This window comes from Proteus sp. HMSC14B05 (assembly GCF_001808035.1).
GTDB lineage: Bacteria > Pseudomonadota > Gammaproteobacteria > Enterobacterales > Enterobacteriaceae > Proteus > Proteus mirabilis.
Genome location: NZ_KV791984.1, coordinates 388,605 through 407,312 on the forward strand (window position 1 = coordinate 388,605; position 18,708 = coordinate 407,312).

Annotated in this window: 12 protein-coding genes; 8 read left to right on the forward strand and 4 right to left on the reverse strand. The window is 35.4% G+C overall.

Features of this window, described 5'->3' with window-relative positions; genetic code table 11:
* Positions 1 to 47 precede the first annotated feature (47 nt).
* The 4 genes from HMPREF3129_RS08615 to HMPREF3129_RS08630 form a co-directional block, all read right to left on the reverse strand.
* On the reverse strand, positions 48 to 1,217 hold the full coding sequence (locus HMPREF3129_RS08615) for an NAD-binding protein (RefSeq protein ID WP_017627913.1): 1,170 nt from the start codon (positions 1,215 to 1,217) through the stop codon (positions 48 to 50).
* Positions 1,218 to 1,233: 16 nt separating this feature from the next.
* On the reverse strand, positions 1,234 to 2,319 hold the full coding sequence (locus HMPREF3129_RS08620) for a linear amide C-N hydrolase (protein WP_036918849.1): 1,086 nt from the start codon (positions 2,317 to 2,319) through the stop codon (positions 1,234 to 1,236).
* Between the two features lie 245 nt (positions 2,320 to 2,564).
* The gene (locus HMPREF3129_RS08625) at positions 2,565 to 3,143 is read right to left on the reverse strand and encodes a YceI family protein (protein ID WP_004248606.1); all 579 of its coding nucleotides are present in this window, start codon (positions 3,141 to 3,143) and stop codon (positions 2,565 to 2,567) included.
* 45 nt (positions 3,144 to 3,188) lie between these two features.
* The gene (locus HMPREF3129_RS08630) at positions 3,189 to 3,743 is read right to left on the reverse strand and encodes a cytochrome b (RefSeq protein WP_004244184.1); all 555 of its coding nucleotides are present in this window, start codon (positions 3,741 to 3,743) and stop codon (positions 3,189 to 3,191) included.
* 1,075 nt (positions 3,744 to 4,818) lie between these two features.
* Here HMPREF3129_RS08630 and HMPREF3129_RS08640 point away from each other — a divergent pair.
* The 8 genes from HMPREF3129_RS08640 to HMPREF3129_RS08675 all read left to right on the forward strand — a co-directional run bounded on the left by HMPREF3129_RS08640 (position 4,819) and on the right by HMPREF3129_RS08675 (position 18,600).
* On the forward strand, positions 4,819 to 5,643 hold the full coding sequence (locus HMPREF3129_RS08640) for a MurR/RpiR family transcriptional regulator (protein WP_004244186.1): 825 nt from the start codon (positions 4,819 to 4,821) through the stop codon (positions 5,641 to 5,643).
* A gap of 203 nt (positions 5,644 to 5,846) precedes the next feature.
* Positions 5,847 to 6,602, forward strand: a complete 756-nt coding sequence (gene aipA / locus HMPREF3129_RS08645; protein WP_036918851.1) for a trimeric autotransporter adhesin AipA — start codon at positions 5,847 to 5,849, stop codon at positions 6,600 to 6,602.
* A 209-nt stretch (positions 6,603 to 6,811) separates the two neighbouring features.
* Positions 6,812 to 7,300 (forward strand): GNAT family N-acetyltransferase, encoded by a 489-nt coding sequence (locus HMPREF3129_RS08650; protein ID WP_036918853.1) that lies wholly within the window; start codon positions 6,812 to 6,814, stop codon positions 7,298 to 7,300.
* Between the two features lie 331 nt (positions 7,301 to 7,631).
* A complete protein-coding gene (locus HMPREF3129_RS08655; protein ID WP_036918854.1) occupies positions 7,632 to 9,191 on the forward strand; it encodes a sulfatase-like hydrolase/transferase in 1,560 nt (519 codons plus the stop codon).
* A gap of 144 nt (positions 9,192 to 9,335) precedes the next feature.
* Positions 9,336 to 10,220 carry an OmpG porin family protein gene (locus HMPREF3129_RS08660; RefSeq protein WP_004244192.1) on the forward strand — a complete coding sequence of 295 codons (885 nt, stop codon included), beginning with the start codon at positions 9,336 to 9,338 and terminating at the stop codon, positions 10,218 to 10,220.
* Between the two features lie 37 nt (positions 10,221 to 10,257).
* The gene (locus HMPREF3129_RS08665; protein WP_070486945.1) at positions 10,258 to 12,423 is read left to right on the forward strand and encodes an autotransporter family protein; all 2,166 of its coding nucleotides are present in this window, start codon (positions 10,258 to 10,260) and stop codon (positions 12,421 to 12,423) included.
* A 12-nt stretch (positions 12,424 to 12,435) separates the two neighbouring features.
* On the forward strand, positions 12,436 to 15,501 hold the full coding sequence (locus HMPREF3129_RS08670; RefSeq protein ID WP_012368258.1) for a chondroitinase family polysaccharide lyase: 3,066 nt from the start codon (positions 12,436 to 12,438) through the stop codon (positions 15,499 to 15,501).
* A gap of 57 nt (positions 15,502 to 15,558) precedes the next feature.
* Complete coding sequence (locus HMPREF3129_RS08675; RefSeq protein WP_070486947.1) at positions 15,559 to 18,600, forward strand: chondroitinase family polysaccharide lyase; 3,042 nt, start codon at positions 15,559 to 15,561, stop codon at positions 18,598 to 18,600.
* The last annotated feature ends 108 nt before the right edge of the window (positions 18,601 to 18,708 follow it).

Below are 18,708 nucleotides of genomic sequence, written 5' to 3' on the forward strand. Positions count from 1 at the left end.
TCTTATTGCAATCACTCTCTTAGGTAAAGGGTGATTTTTGACATACATTATTTTAAATATTTATTGATTAACAAATCAGTAACATCAGACGAATTAATAGATTCACCACAAAGGACTTTCATCATAATTTCTTTGCCTAACGAAGCTAAAGACAACAGCATATCTGGACGTAATCGACTTATTTTTTCTCTATTCTCATCTTTATTAATGATAGTGATTAATTTCGCTTGAAGGTCTGGACACTCTTGAATAGTTAATAAAATAAAGGTATTTTCCGCATCACTTTCAGATAACGTCGCCACCCAACTCGCTTGGCGAATATTTGCCGTTTGTAATGTTTTTACATTGGTTGGATCACCTTCAATAATATTGGCTTCTTTATCATACATGGCTTGCTTTTTATCCGAACAAATCGCAATAACCGGTTTACCTTGCTCTCTAAGCCCTTTCTCTAATTGTGCTGCCAACATTGAAGAGCCAATAATAATAAAATGATCATGCATTTTAGCGATCCTTTTCTTCACAATATCGCGAGTACCACGAGCCAAAAATCCCATCACATAAACAATAGAAGTCGTAAAAACAGTGATCCCCAAAATAACCACTGTTAGGGTAAACATTCTCGCATTACTTGAGATAGGAACGATATCGCCAAAACCAAGTGTTGTCATACAGACAATGGAAAAGTAGAAAGCATCCATTAACGTTGTGATATGTGGTTTAAATTCATCACCAATATAGAGGCTGCCTAACATAGAGAAACACAGTAGCGAAATCGTACAGATAAAAGCAACAAAACCGGCACTGGTTAAGCTATGATGAGGAAAAGCACGCCGGCTGATAACCAATACAATGGCTAATGCTAATGAAGTATAGGCTTGAGTACCAGCTTGGTGATAAACCGCGACATCTAAAAAAACGATCGTCACTAATAATATTAATGAAACGCACCACGCAATCCGCGCCCCCATATACATAAAGAAAGAGAGCAAAATAAGTGCACTCGCTAACATCACTTTAGGAATGTCAAGTAATTTCAATATACCTAACGATTTTAGCCAGTCAGCAAAACCGTGTATTTCCCAATCAAGATAAACACCACGAGAAAGTAATATTGAGTAAATAATAAAAAGACTATTCAAGATCAATAAGAAAGACATCATCTTTCTGCTAAAAGACGATGTCTCCATAAAATTAACGACTGCCGATAACTTCATTTTTATCTAATTTCTATTAATTTTGTATTGGTATATTTTCTAACCCTTTAAATTTAAAAGGTTTCGCTGGCTTAAACTGAGAGCTTGCATCTCCTGAATAAATCGTTGACTGCTCTTGCCCTAACGCTAACATCATCACTTTTCCTGTTTCTTTTGAAAAATCAATTTGTTTCAAATCAACCCAAAAAGTATTTGGTGATAATGCAGATTCAAAAAAGTAGAGCTGATTTTTATGATCAGCGACAGTTCTCCAACGAGTCGATGATATTTCTGGAGATTCTACGGTACTTAATCCATAAGGCACCGAAACATTGCGGATCACCCCAAATACACTGGCAAGTGATTTTTTGCTCGATTGCGATTTAGGAATAGCATTAATATAAAAAGAGGCTCTTGCAAAACGATCCGATGCTCTATTAGTACCCGGTAACATTACCGTACCACCAATCTGCTGCCAATAGCTATTTAATGCTAACTGTTCAGAAAATATAGGGGAGTTAGTCATCACTTGATATTTTCGGCTATGGTGGATCACCTGTTTACCATCAATATATTCAATAATTGCGCTATCACCAGAACTGTCAGACAATGATAAATGTAACGTTGCGACTCTATCCTGTCCGGGTACTTTGTCTGTTAAGACAATAAAAGGCTCATCTTTTAAAGCAGTTACCGCCTCTTCAACAGTAGCAAAATTATCTAATACATATTGTGCCCATGCAGAAATAGCCATTGCAGGCTTATCTTTGGAATAACTTGGGTAATCTGATTCAGCAAGCCATAATAAATTAGCCACTAATCCTTTTTCATTAATACCATCAGTAGTAGAAATATCATAACCTGATGCAATCACACTACCATATTTTGATTGCCATTGAATTGAATTATCACCAGCCTCACCAGAACGTTGCATTCCTTGAGGGAATATCCATAAATTAGTACCAATTTCGTATTTCCAGTCCATAGAACGAGCAGTAATTATTTGGTTATTTTCACCTAAATAAACAACTCGGGTACAAGCTTGCGCCGTAGTTATACTACCTAAGAAGGTACCTGAAATAATTAATGTACTTAATAAAGTATGTCGTAATTTTTTTAGCATAATTTTTCACCTTTAAATTATTAGATAAGCTTAATCTTATTTTCCTCATTTTGACCACTTTCTTATCACTTATAAAAAATAAACTCTCTAATAATTAATAACGATTTATCTATCTTACAGAAATTTTCTTAAGTAAGTATAAGACAAGTTACGTATCTTAAGTAAAAAAAAACTGATGCTAAAAGCATCAGTTTTTAATCTATTAGGTGATATCGCAAATTATTGCTTATCAATATTCACTACGTTTAATTTTTTTTCACGCCTTCAACAGAGATGATTAATTCTGCTTCTTGCGATTTTGGTCCTAAATCTGATTTAAAGTTAAACTCTTTCAGATTAACTTTACCTGTTGCTTCAAAACCAGCGCGATACCCTTTCCACGGATCAGTACCTTCACCAATTAATTTTGCATTTAGTGAAATTGGTTTTGTAACGCCATTAAGTGTTAAATCACCCGTCACCGTATAATTTTCACCATCACGAGTCACTTTGGTTGAGACAAACTTAGCTTCAGGATATTTACTGACGTTAAAGAAATCAGCACTACGTAAGTGTTTGTCACGTTCAGCGTGATTAGTATCTAAACTACCCGTTTTAATCACAACATCGACTTTATCTTTTGAAGGATCTTCTTTATCGTAAGTGAAGCTTCCATCAAAATCTTTAAATGTGCCGTATAACCAGCTATAACCTAAGTGTTGGATACGAAATTGCACAAAAGCATGTTGCCCTTGTTTATCAATTTGATAATCAGCCGCTAATGCTGAACTAGCATTAAATAATAATGCACCTGCAGTTAAACTCAATAACGCCTTCTTAAACATTGTTCTCTCCATAATATTGTTATTAACAGGGTAATATAAATTTAATTATTGTGTTTTTATGCCAAGCATACGTTTCAATGTAATATCTTTATCTATAAAGTGATGTTTTAATGCACCCGCGGCATGTAATAGCGATAACACAACAACCGCCCAGGCTAAATAAAGATGTACATCACCGGCTAAATCAGCTTGTTCCCCTTCCCCTGTGAAAACAGCAGGTACTGAGAACCAATCGAATACAGATATTGGCTGACCATCAGCAGTAGAAATTAAATAGCCACTTATAATGATGGCAAATAAAATTAGATATAACAGCATATGAGCCACATGGGCACTAATGCGAGTAAGTCGGCTATAGCTGGATAATGCTGTTGGTGGAGGAGAAATCCAACGCCAAATTGCTCGGAAAAGAAGAACAATAAATAGAATTATCCCTATACTTTTATGTATTTCAGGGGCTGAATGATACCAGCTATCGTAATAGCCTAAATTTACCATCCACAATCCTAGGGCAAACATGCCATAGACGGTTAATGCTGTCCCCCAATGTAAAAGAAGCGACAAGTGCCCATAGCGAGTAGATGTATTCCGCCACTGCATAATGATCCTCAATCGATATTTTATTAACAAGCCGTTAACTATATTAGTAGATTAAATATAAAATGTTAGTCTAAAATTCAACAAATTATTTGTTTATCTTTTTCAATAATAATCAATGAGTCATTATCGCTTATTAGTTGCCTTATTGATTAATTTATCAATATAATTATTGATTATAATATATACAAAAAACAGTATATAGGCGATTTATGTAACAGTAAAGTCGAAGGTGTAACAAAAAATTAACTTAATATTGTTACTGTATTAATATTGTTACGATAAAAGAAAAGTAGCGAATGAAGTGAGAATAAATAGGCGAGTCAGTTAATTTTAATATCGAAAAAATTTACAAAGCTATATATGATTTACTTAACATCACCTAAACTCAAGAATTAGAAAAAATGAGTCCAACCACAAAAATTAACAGCGGTAGTGTAAAAAAAACAGATAGCCAGCGCATTTCATGAATAATACCCCAAATAATTCCAATAAAGCTAATAATAAAAATAACTGAAATAAGTTCAGAATAGTGTTCATGAAAATAACACATCAAGAAATAAAACCAAACATCCTCACTATCCATACAACAATCTAAGCCTTCAAAATAATTTAAAATAAAGATAGCAATAAATTACTATTATTATCTAATAAGGCAAGTAACCTATTATAAATATTAGCCATTGCGCACAAAAACACTAATCTATTTTAAATTAGTAATAAACACCAACAAAACAACTTAAAATATGGCAATAAGTTAAATTTAAAATGAATTAAAAAATACAATCACAAATAAAAAATAGCCCACCATAAGACTTAAAATAATATAATGGGTTTTACTTTAGACTTGAAATAATTATTTCACCCAAAGTTAAACTCAAAAAAATAGTTTCACATTATGATAATAAACCATCTTACTTTTAACACGAATAGAGATTTTAACATTGAATAATTACCTTTAGGTTATTTATTTAATTAAAATTAACTCATGATTTCATTTTAATAGTTATTAACTAAAAACATTCAATTTGACTTGAAAAAACACTACAATTGTAGCCGTATTTTTATTGAGGGCACTATGTCTACTGCAACAAATCTGAATGAACTACAGGAACAAGTTCGCTCCCGCTATAATGGATTAAGTAAAAGGCTACAGCAGGTTGCACATTATCTTTTGGATAATAAAAACAGTGTAGCATTTGATACAATCGCGATCCTTGCAGATAAAGCAAATGTTCCTCCATCAACATTAATCCGTTTTGCCAATGCATTTCATTTCAAAGGATTTAATGAAATGAAACTTTTATTTCAACGTCATTTAATGGGTGAAATGGACAATGAAAAATTAACCTATAAGCAGCAATACAAAAAGGAACCACCAAACTTAAATGAGCCAGATTATATTCTGCAAGAGTTTGCACAAGCCAATAGCCACGCTTTGCAACAGTTAGCTCATCAAACCCATAAGGATATGTTAAATAAAACTATACAACTACTTGAGTATGCAGAAACTATCTATATAGGTGGTTTTCACCATTCTTTTAGTGCTGCGAGCTATTTTTTTCACGCGCTTTCTCATATCCCTTGTGAAACCGTCTTTGTTAATTGCCTAGGGGGAATGTATAAAGAACAACTTAGGAATATTACACATAGAGATGTGCTGTTTGGCATCCATTTCCACCCTTATTCAGAAGAAATGCAAAAAATGTGTGAGATTGCAGCTTATAAAGAGGCTAAACAAATTATTGTAACAGATAGCCCCATAAGCCCATTAGCAAGTCTAAGTGATGTTTGTTTAACTGTAAAAGAAGCACAAATAAAAATGTTTCGTTCTCAAACCTCAACATTATGTTTACTACAAGCACTTTCAGTTGCATTCGCTTTTAGAAAAAAGAGCCATTAACATATTATTTAAAACTGCATCTTATATAAGGTGCGGTTTTATTAAAAATAGAATAAATAATAATTAATAAAAATAAATTAAATAGCATGCTATATTAAACAAAATTAATTTTAAGAGTGATTTCATTTATTCTAGATTGTGATGAGAAAAAGAATCATTTAGCATTTATTGGCAACTCTGTTATCCATTACAGGACGAATAACATGCTATTAAAAAAAATATTTTTAGTGTCTTTTTTATTCCCTACTCTCTCTTACGCTAATACCTTACCAACATCAAATATAGATAATTCACTAACTCCCAACCATGATAATCTTGCCCGTTTTTCACTCGGTGACAATAGTCAAGCATCCGGCAGCGGTGCCACTGCTATAGGTATCAATAGCCAAGCCACCAATACTCGAGCGGTTGCTATTGGTTATGGTGCATTAGCCAATGAGGAAAATACGGTTTCATTTGGTAATAGTGAAGAGAAACAAACAGCACGACTCACCAATGTCAGTGAAGGTAAAAATAATACTGATGCAGTCAATCTGGCACAAACAAAAGCACTACTTAGTAAAAATAAAAGGTTAACTGATAGCCAAATAAATGTTTTTAGAAATCAAACTAATAATAACTTAAACACCATCAAAAAAACCATCCATGAATTTGATGATTATTATCGAAGACGCCAAGCATCAATTACCGATGCAATTGAAGCACTGGATAAAAAAGTTATTTCATTAGAAAAAAAAGTCTATGCAGGTATTGCTTCCTCAATTGCCATGACCAATATTCCTTATCTTACTCATCATACTTTTAGTGGTGGCCTCGGTATTAGTAATTATCGTACTGGCATAGCACTTGCTGGAGGTATCCAATATCAGCCAAATAACGATATAGCATTTCGATTTAACTCATCAATTAATAGTGAACAAGAGCTTATTTTTGGTGGCGGATTAGCTTATGGCTGGTGATCTTATTAATTAGCCTCACCACTTAATAAGAAAGTTTTTTATTATTTAAGCAGTAGTATCCTTATTGCTGCTTAACAATATTTTTCTAAATAAAATAAATGCATTACACTTATTAAAAAGATAAGCTTATCTTCTGTTTTTATTCCCTTTTGTGATAGTGACATTTTTCCTATAATGACATAATTCCCCATGACTAAAAGAGACACAACATGAGTTATCCATTACGAAAAATGACCTTCGCTGATATCAAAGCAGTGACTTCATTACTACAAGAAAACTCACAGTCACAGCAAGGTGGATTATATGGTGATTATCCACACGATAAAGTTGAAGCTATGTACCAAAGTAGTACCAATGCCATAGTCGCAACTGACCAAGAACAGATTATAGCGGTTGTTTTCAGCTTTCCGGTCAGTTCTTTTTCTCTTCCACCTATTGCTCAAGAAATTACTCGACGTTTTCCTAGCCTTACATACCATAATTGGTTTTACGGTCCTGTATGTATTGATAAATCATACCGCGGAAAATCGCTATTAACCGAGCTTTACCAATATATTGGTGCGTTACAAGGTGGTCGCCCGATTGCATTTATTAATAGTGAAAACATCCGCTCGCTAAAAGCACATCAAAAATTAGGTATGAATATTGTTGAAAATTTTCAATTTCAAGGAAAAGCATGGTGGGTAATTAGTGGATAATGAAAACAAATGAAAGAAAAAGTACGCATATGTATTCTTCAATGAGTTACGATATCGAACAGTGATAATGAGTATTATTTATAATAAAAATCAATTTATATATAAAATTAATTAAAAATCAATAATTTATTAATATTTCATAAATTAACTCATAATTATTAACAATATTTGAATCCGACTTTTCTCTATCAAATTGCTTACAATTTGACACCATTCTGTGATCTCTCCTTCAATTCTAGATCTTTCGTTAACTTACTTTTTGATCTTACATAAAAGTATAAATAAGATAAATACCACCAATTCGAAAGCAAACGTAAAATAGGAGGAAGCAATGACTGTTTCCCGTAGAACTTTTATCAAAGGTCTTGCCGCCAGTGGGGCTGCAATCTCTGTTTCTACACCTGCTCTTGCTACTTCAGGTGACTTTACAGCAAGCAAACACACTCGACCAGAAAATGCACCTAACTTATTAATTGTTTTTCCTGATGAAATGCGAGCCCATGCTCTACAGTTTATGGGGGAAGATCCATCGATTACACCAAATCTTAATAAATTTGCCAAACAAGCCAAAGTAATGACACAAATGGCATCAAATTACCCTCTATGCTCCCCTTTTCGAGGCATGTTTATGACGGGTCAGTACCCTGTGCGTAATGGTATCACAGGTAATGCCCATGATTACGGTGGAAAAGTAGGTATTGACTTGTCTCCTTACGCAAAATGCTGGTCTGACGTACTTAAATCCTTAGATTATAGCACTGGGTATATTGGCAAATGGCACCTTGATGCTCCCTATGAGCCTTTTATTGAAAGTTACAATAATCCAATGGAAGGTCGTTATTGGAATGAATGGGCTGCTCCAGATAGGCGTCATGGTTTTGATTTTTGGTATTCTTATGGTACTTATGACTTACACTTGAAACCGATGTATTGGGCAAACGATACACCTCGTGATAAACCGATTTATATCGATCAATGGGGGCCTGAACATGAAGCCGATATGGCAATCAAGTTCCTCAAAAATGAAAATAATCAATTTAGAGATAATTCAAAACCATTTGCATTAGTGGTTTCAATGAACCCACCTCACTCTCCTTATGATCAAGTACCGAAAAAATACCTCGATGCTTATCAAGGTAAGACATCAAAAGAGTTAAATACACGCCCTAATGTACAGTGGGACAGTGAATATCAAGAAGGTTATGGGCCTCAATATTTCAAAGAATATATGGCAATGGTCAACGGTGTTGATGAGCAATTTGGTCGCATTGTCGATGAATTAGAAAAACAGGGCCTTGCAGATAATACTCTCGTCGTTTTCTTCTCTGATCATGGCAGTTGCTTAGGATCAAATGGACAAGCAACAAAAAATAATCCGTATGAAGAATCGATGCGTGTCCCTATGATGTTTCGCTTACCGGGTAAAATCAAACCAGGTTTTGATGATGCATTAATGTCAGCACCTGATATTTACCCAACTATTTTAGGGTTACTTGGTTTATCAGAATGGATCCCTGATTCAGTAGAAGGCACAGATCTTGCAGATAGAGTCATCACAGGCAAAGGCGACACAGCAAACTCTCAGCTTTATCTTTTTATTCCTTATGGTGAACCTTCATTCGGTAAACGAGGTGTAAGAACAAAAACTCATACTTTGGTGATAGATAGGCAAGATGGGCAACCATTAAAATATACTTTATATGACAATGTGAACGATCCATATCAAATGAAAAATATTGCCAAAGATAATATGCCTTTAATTGATAAATTAATTAAAGAAGAATTAACCCCTTGGTTAGAAAAAACAGGAGATTCTTGGAGAGCGACTGAGTTTATTACAGCGACAACGAATAAATTAAATAAAAAAATATCAATATGTGAAGAAAAATAATAAAAACATCTGCGCCATAACCTTATGGCGCTATATATAAACCTAATTCGCTAATATAAAAATCCTTTTAATAAAATAAAAGGAAGACGTCCTACATCTAAAAATAGATATAAATAAAAGCGAATAAAGAATTGGATATAGACCATGAACAAACTTCGTATTGTGCTTTTCTTACCTCTTTTTGGCTTAGCTTTAACTTCTTTTCATTCTCACGCAGCAACAGTTAATGCGATGTTCTCGTGGGAATCTGCTGATTATGATACATCGAATAACTATTCTGGTTATCGTGTTGATTTTAACATTAATCCAGACAAATCGAACTGGTATTTTGACGTCGGTTTTCGTCAGCGTGAACATGACAATAAAAATCGTTATCAGCGTTATGATTTACAAGGTAGTTATCGTTTTAAATTAAATAATGGTTGGATACAACCAGGATTAAAAATACGTCAAGATTTAACTAACTATGATAATGGTAGCCGTTTAACTATCGACTTTTATGAATCAAAAACAAATTATCAATTTCCTATTAATAAAGACTGGGTTTTAACCGGTAGTGTTTTGTTTGGATTACAAAAAAAAGAGGACAAACGAAGTAATGGCGTCACTAATACGGATTATTTAGGTTGGGAAATTGAACCCGGTATTCGCTACTTTATCACCCCGAATCTCAATACAACAGTGGCTTATTTTGATGGTGGAAAACAAGCAATAAGACATGAAGAGTATGATACAAAAGAAACAAATCACAACCAGCAATTACGTATGTATGTAAACTGGACGACACCTATCGGTGTTATTATTTCTCCCTCAATGCGTAAGTCTATTTTTGGAAAAATAGAAGACAGAACAAATAAAGGTGAATATATCGATAAAGATATGACTCGTTATACCTTACAAATGGCTTACCAAATATCTCCTCAATGGCGTGTTATGACAGAATATTATAATGAGCGTGTTGAGAATAAAAATAACGGCAGCAAGTCAACTCAAGATTATTTTAAAGTATCAGTAAGAGCAACTTTCTAATAATTAAAACCATATAATAGTCATAAGGTTATATCTCATGAAAAATAAAAATTTGTTATTTTTAAGTGCTGCTGTCCTTTCAGCTATATATGGCTCAGCCGTAGCGGCTGATTGCGATAGTACTTTAAACATTTGTGAAACCGTAAACATTAATAATGGCGATACAGCGCAAATAAATAAATATGTTAATATATCACAAGGTGACGGTGTAGTATTTAATGGCTCATCAACAGAATATAAAGCTCAAGCAATTACAAAAAATATTACTGTTACTGGTAATGGAGCAAATGCAATTAAAATAAATCAGGGAGCTACTTTTAGTAGTAATATTAATTTAAATGGCGCTAACGTTACTAGTGAAAATGGTACAGCAATATTAGTTGAAGGTAACTTTCCTAAACGAGGAACAGGTGTTTATATCCGAGATGGCGCTATTATCAGAGGAAAAACCGCAGCGATTGATTTTAGCACTTTAAAAACAGGCTTTAGAAGTGATGTTAATGGCGAGATCCACGGTGATATTTTAGGGAATAATCATGTGGATACCAAAATCAATTTTGCTTATCAGGGAGGAGCACAAAATGCATTATTTGACGGCTATAAAATTACCGGTGTTCCTTTAATTGAAAACCATGGCAATTTAACTATCCAAGGTAAAGATAAAACCATTCAATGGGAAGGTAACTTCATGAATAAGGAAAATAGCCAGCTTATTTTCCGCCTTGATGATAATACCAATACTGATGAAACTATCTTACATGTTACCGGCGATGTCACCTTTAAAAAAGGTAGCCAAGCAAAACTTGATTTTAAAGGCACCAGTGTTGATAACATCATTAATAAAGATATTGTATTAATTGCTTCAGACTCGGCAATTAAAGATGAAGCGGGCATTACAGTGACTGATGCAAATGCCATAGCGCCAGATATTTCACCTTTATTAGAAAAAACAGATTCATGGTTAGAAACGACACCACCAAATATTAGCGGTGGTGTCAGTGGTAATCAATTAATTGCGCGTTATGGTATTAGCTACGAAGGGGGGGATAATTTTATTAGCGCTGCTGAACGTGGCAATGTCACAGAGAATGGATTAGCAGCAGCTAATTTTATTATTCCAACAGTATTAAATGAATTTAATAATACACGTAGCCAGATTTCAGATGAAGCTTTAAGTTTATTAGTCGCCGCTGGTAATAATGATAATAATATTGCTGCACTATCAAATGATCTGGCGCCCATTGCTGACGGTAGTGATATTCAAGCAGGATTAATCATGGTTGAAGATATGCGCAACAATATTGCTCATCGCTACTTACGCTATGATAATCAGCTCCCCATTGAAGAAAGAGAAATAGGTTGGAATAGCTGGGCAAATATTCTGTACGGTTATGGTACGCAAAGTCAACAAGGTGGAATTAACGGCTACAATACTTATCGCACTGGTATTCAAATCGGTACTGATTATGAAATAAATCAAGATGCGCTAATTGGCGTTTCTTTAGCATATAACTACGCTAAAGCCGATGCTAAACAACGTAATGCAAGCAAAGAAATTAGCCATTTTGAATTTATGCCTTATGCCGGTTGGTATAGTGATACATTACTCTTAAACGGTAATTTAAATATTGGTTATTACACTGTCGATAGTGAGAGGGATATCGGTGGTAATACGGGATGGCAAGGAAATACCAAAGCAAAAGGTGACTACTCTGGTGTGCAATTAGGCTATCAGATTAACGCTGGCACCTATTTGGATTTTGATTTTATCCATATTAAACCGATGCTAACTTACCAATATCAATGGCTCAATATTGATTCTTGGGAAGAAACAGGCTCTACATTATCTATGCGTACTTATGGCCAACGCTACGCAGTTAATCAATTAGGTGGCTCTGTTGCTTTATGGAATGACTACCAAACCTCTTATGGCAAATTAACCCCTTCTCTTAACCTTCGTTATATCAAAGATATTGCAGGTAATAACGATATTAATCAACGCCACAGCCTTACCTATTTTAATACTGGAGGAAGCACCTTCGATATTAAAGGAAATACCGTTGGTGGTGACATCATTAGTGCTGAATTAGGTGCAAACCTTGATATTACCCAATCGTTAAATTTAGGTACAACAATGGGATATCAGCGTTATGACAAATTCAATGAAGGGCGTATCGGCTTTACTGTTAGCCAGCGTTTCTAAGGAGAAAATATAATGCCGATATTTCGTTTTACTGCGCTTGCAATGACATTGGGGTTATTATCAACCCCCTATCATGTTATTGCTGCCACCAGCAATCCTGCATTTGATCCCAATCATCTTATGCAATCAGAAATTTATCATTTTGCACAAAGTGATCCATTAGCTGATTTTTCATCAGATAAAAATTCAACACTAACTTTATCTGATAAACGTAGCATTATGGGAAACCAATCCCTTTTATGGCAATGGAAAGGTGGCAGTAGTTTTACTTTACATAAAAAGCTTATAGTTCCCACAGATAAAGAAGCCTCTAAAGCATGGGGACGCGCTTCTACACCTGTTTTATCATTTTGGCTTTACAACGAAAAACCTATTGATGGTTATCTCACTGTTGATTTAGGGGAAAAGCTCAATGCCACCAGCGAAGCCCAAGCTGGCTTTAAAGTAAAACTAAATTTCACTGGCTGGCGTGCTATTGGTATCTCTTTAAATAACGATCTTGAAAATCGTGAGATGACTTTAAATGCAACAAATACATCATCCGATGGTACTCAAGATAGTATTGGTCGCTCTTTAGGTGCGAATGTTGACAGCATTCGTTTTAAAGCCCCTTCTAATATCAGTCAGGGTGAAATCTATATCGACCGTATTATGTTTTCTATTGATGACGCCCGTTACCAATGGTCTGATTATCAAATAAAAACACGATTATCAGAGCCGGAAATTGAATTTCACACCGTACAACCTCAATTACCTGTAACACCAGAAAATTTAGCTGCGATAGATCTTATTCGCCAACGTCTTATCAATGAATTTGTTGGTGGTGAAAAAGAGACGAATCTTGCTTTAGAAGAGAATATCAGCAAGCTAAAAACGGATTTTGAAGCACTGAATATTCGCCCTCTTTCGGATGGAGGAATGCAAGGTCGACATCTTATCACCGATAAACAAACTATCATCTATCAGCCAGAACAGCTTAATTCTCAAGACAAGCAACTTTTTGATAATTACGTCATTCTTGGTAACTACACCACATTAATGTTTAATATTAGCCGTGCTTATGTGCTCGAAAAAGATCCAACACAAAAAGAACAGCTAAAACAGATGTACCTCTTGATGACCAAGCATCTATTAGATCAAGGATTTGTCAAAGGTAGTGCCCTAGTAACCACTCACCACTGGGGATATAGTTCACGTTGGTGGTATATCTCTACATTATTAATGGCTGATGCACTAAAAGAAGCTAATCTACAGACAGAAGTCTATGATTCTCTACTTTGGTATTCACGAGAATTTAAAAGTAGTTTTGATATGAAAGTTGGCGCAAATAGCTCTGATTTAGACTATTTTAATACCTTATCTCGTCAACATTTAGCGCTATTATTACTTGAACCCGATGATCAAAAACGTATTAACTTAGTCAATTCTTTTAGTCATTATATCACTGGTGCCTTAACTCAAGTACCACCGGGGAGTAAAGACGGTTTGCGTCCTGATGGTACGGCATGGCGACATGAAGGTAATTATCCCGGCTACTCTTTCCCAGCATTTAAAAATGCCTCACAGCTGATTTATTTATTACGAGAAACACCTTTTGCTGTAGGTGAAAGTGGCTGGAATAACCTAAAAAAGGCAATGATTTCAGCATGGATCTATAGTAATCCTGAAGTTGGCTTACCTTTAGCGGGAAGACACCCCTTTAACTCACCTTCCCTACAATCTATAGCACAAGGTTACTATTGGCTCGCGATGTCTGCCCAACCAGCGCCAGATAAACAGTTAGCATCTATTTATTTAGCAATTAGTGGTAAATCGCGAAATGAATCTCCCACTATTTTTGGTGAAGAGATAACGCCAGCGTCCCTTCCTCAAGGGTTCTATGCCTTTAACGGTGGTGCCTTTGGTATTCACCGTTGGCAAGACAAAATGGTGACATTAAAAGCCTATAATACCAATGTATGGTCATCTGAAATTTACAATAAAGATAACCGTTATGGCCGTTATCAAAGTCATGGTGTTGCTCAAATCGTTCGCAATGGATCTCAACTTTCACAAGGCTATCAGCAAGAAGGCTGGGATTGGAATAGAATGCCTGGCGCCACAACCATTCATCTTCCGCTTAAAGAACTTGATAGCCCTAACCCACACACCTTGATGCAACGAGGTGAGCGAGGATTTAGCGGCACATCAGCCCTTGAAGGAAAATATGGCATGATGGCGTTTGATCTTCTTTATCCCGCTAATCTTGCGCGTTTTGATGCTAACTTTACCGCTAAAAAAACCGTCTTAGCGGCGGATAACCATTTAATTTTTGTCGGTAGCAATATTAATAGCAGCGATAAAGATCACCCTGTGGAAACAACGTTATTCCAACATGCTATTACGCCTGAGTTAAACACTATTTGGATTAATGGCCAAAAAATAGAAGGTTTTCCTTATCAAACTACGCTAAAACAAGGAGATTGGATAATCGATAGTAATGGTAACGGTTATTTAATTACTCAAGCAGAAAAAGTGAATGTCAGCCGCCAACACCAGACTTCGGCTGAAAATAAAAATCGTCAACCCACGCAAGGAAATTTTAGCTCCGCATGGATCGACCACGGTATTCAACCCAAAGATCATAGTTATGAGTACATGGTTTTCTTAGATGCAACACCGGAAAAAATGGCGCAATTAGCCGAGAAATTCCGTGCTAACAATGGGTTATACCAAGTTATTCGTAAAGATAAAGATGTACATATTATTTACGATAAACTCAGTCAAATAACAGGTTATGCATTTTATCAACCAGCAGTCATTGACGATAAATGGATCAAAAAAGTCGATAAGCCGTCCATTGTTATGACACATCAGGAAGGAAATATACTGACGGTGAGTGCTGTAACACCTGATTTAAATATGACTCGCCAAAAAGCGGCAACCCCCGTCACCATTAATGTGACAGTGAAAGGGAAATGGCAACCCACAGCTCAAGACAGTGAGGTAAAATATAACGTTTCTGGGGATAATACCGAACTTATTTTCACCAGTTACTTTGGCATTCCACAAGAAATTAAACTCTCTCCTCTCTCTTGATTAAACCTTTAAAGGAGCGCATTCGCGTTCCTTTTTTATTTTGCAGGAAATCTGATTATGCTAATAAAAAATTCTTTAGCTTATGCGATTACACTAAGTTTCTGCTTATCCTTACCCGCACAAGCATTACCTTCTCTTTCTCATGAACCTTTTGGCGATCTTTATCTTTTTGAAGATGAAATGCCAAATACCTTGAGCACCTCAAATGACCATCAGCTATCACTAAGTAAAGAGCATGCTAAAGATGGCGTACAGTCACTCAAATGGCAGTATCAACCCCAATCAACATTAACACTTAATAATGAAGTTAATTATCAAGATGATAAAAATACAGCAACACCACTCACTTTTATGATGTGGATTTACAATGAAAAACCACAGTCAACGCCCCTTACATTACAATTTAAACAAAATAATCAAGTAGCATTAAGTTTTAACACGGAACTGAATTTCACGGGTTGGCGAGGTATTGCAGTTCCTTTTCGTGATATGAAAGGCTCAGCAACAGGCAAATTAGATAAATTAGTCATTACTGCACCAGATCAAGCAGGTACGCTTTTTTTTGATCAAATAATTATGAGCGTACCTTTAGATAATCGTTGGCCTATTCCTGACTATCAAATTCCATATGTTAATAATGCAGTAAATACAATGGTGAGTAAAAATTGGAGTGCATTATTGATGTACGATCAAATGTTCACAGCGCATTATCCTACATTAAATTTTGCGACTGAGTTTCGCGATGATCAGCCTGAAGTGGCATCTATTTATCAACGTTTTGAATACTATCAAGGTGTCAGTCGTGATAAAAAAATCACCGCTGAAATGATCGACAAAAATTTAGCATTATGGAAAAAATTAGCCTTAGAACAACATGCTGATGGCTCAATAACCGCAAAAGCCCTTGATCATCCTAATCGCCAGAATTTTATCAAAGTCGAGGGGGTCTTTAGTGAAGAAACCCAAAAAGCATTACTTGATGCCAACATGCTAAGAGATGTAGGCAAAACGCTTCTTCAAACAGCGATTTACTTGCGTAGTCACTCCTTATCAGCAATCGATAGAAAAAAATTAGAAACGCTCTATTTATTAGGCACTCGTTACGTTCTTGAACAAGGTTTCACACGGGGGAGTGGTTACCAAATTATTACTCACGTAGGTTATCAAACAAGAGAGCTTTTTGATGCATGGTTTATTGGTCGCCATATTCTAGCAAAACATAATCTGTTAGCACCGACACAACAAGCCATGATGTGGTATAACGCAACAGGGCGCATATTTGAAAAAGATAATGAAATCGTTGATGCAAATGTCGATATTCTCAATACCCAATTACAGTGGATGATAAAAAGTTTATTGATGTTGCCAGATTATCAACAGCGCCAACAAGCCTTAGCACAATTGCAAAGTTGGCTAAACAAAACCATTCTTAGTTCTAAAGGTGTCGCTGGTGGCTTTAAATCTGATGGCTCTATTTTTCACCATTCACAACATTATCCAGCTTATGCCAAAGATGCATTTGGTGGCTTAGCGCCTAGTGTTTATGCCTTAAGTCATTCCCCTTTTCGTCTTTCATCACCAGCACATGCACGCTTAAAAGATGTATTATTAAAAATGCGTATCTATACCAAAGAAACACAAATTCCTCTGGTATTAAGTGGCAGACATCCTACGGGGTTACATAAAATAAGTATTGATCCCTTCAAATGGATGGCTCTTGCAGGTACGCCCGATGGTAAACAAGAGCTAGATACTACATTAGCAGCCGCTTATGCAAAATTAGCAAACAAAGATAGCTTTGAAGGTATTAAAGCAGAAAATGAACCGGTAGGTGCATGGGCAATGAATTATGCTTCAATGGCAATCCAGCGTAGAGCATCAATAACAGCGCCACAGCAAAGCTGGCTTGCTATCGCTCGTGGTTTTAGTCGTTATTTAGTGGGTAATGAAAGTTATGAGAATAACAACCGTTATGGTCGTTACTTGCAATATGGGCAACTTGAAATTATTCCTGCGGATTTAACTAAATCTGGTTTTAGTCATGCAGGTTGGGATTGGAATCGATATCCAGGAACGACTACGATCCACCTTCCTTATGATGAACTAGAAGCAAAACTAAGCCAATTGCCAAGTGCAGGCATAGAAGAAATGTTGCTTTCAACACAACGTTATGCTGGTGCCAATACACTAAATAATAACAGTATGTTTGCCATGAAATTACATGGTCACAGTAAATATCAACAACAAAGTCTAAGAGCGAATAAATCCTATTTCTTATTTGATAATAGAGTGATCGCATTAGGCTCTGGTATTGAAAATAATGATAAACAACATACAACAGAAACGACACTGTTCCAGTTTGCTGTTCCTAAGTTACAATCAATTATAATTAATGGTAAAAAAGTGAACCAACTCGGTACTCAATTAACCTTAAATAATGCCGATACATTAATTGATCCGGCGGGTAACTTGTATAAATTAGCTAAAGGGCAAACGGTAGAATTTAGTTATCAAAAACAATACTCTGTTGATGACAGAAATTCACAGCAAACAGAACAATTGTTTGCAACAGCCGTTATCTCTCACGGTAAAGCCCCTAAAAATGCAAATTATGAATATGCAATAGCCATAGAAGCACAAGATAATAAAGCGCCTGAATACACCGTATTGCAGCATAATAATCAACTTCATGCAGTAAAAGATAAAATCACGCAAGAAGAGGGATATGCTTTTTTTAATGCCACCGAAGTCAATTCATCTCAAGCTTTATTATTATCAAGTGATTCCCCCACTATGGTAATGGTAAAAAAACAAAAACAACAATTAACGCTAAGTATTGTTAATCCTGATTTAAATTTATATCAGGGTATTGAAGCTGACCAAATTGATAATAAGGGTAACCAGGTTGAAGTGAGTGTTTATTCTCGCCAATGGCTTACAGCCGATCCTCAACCAATAAGTAGTACAGTTACTGTAAAAGGGATTTGGAAATTAGCCACACCACAATTAGGTGTTAATATTAGATATCAAAATAGTAATACGCTAATTACAACAACGACTATACAAGCAATACCAATAACAGTTTATTTAATCAAGTAAAAGTCGTAACTTTTAAATTAAAGAGTCTCGATATAAAACATCGAGACTCTTTTTATTTATAAATCAATTTAGCGAATCTATTATTAGAGCAGAAGCCTGTTGTTTATT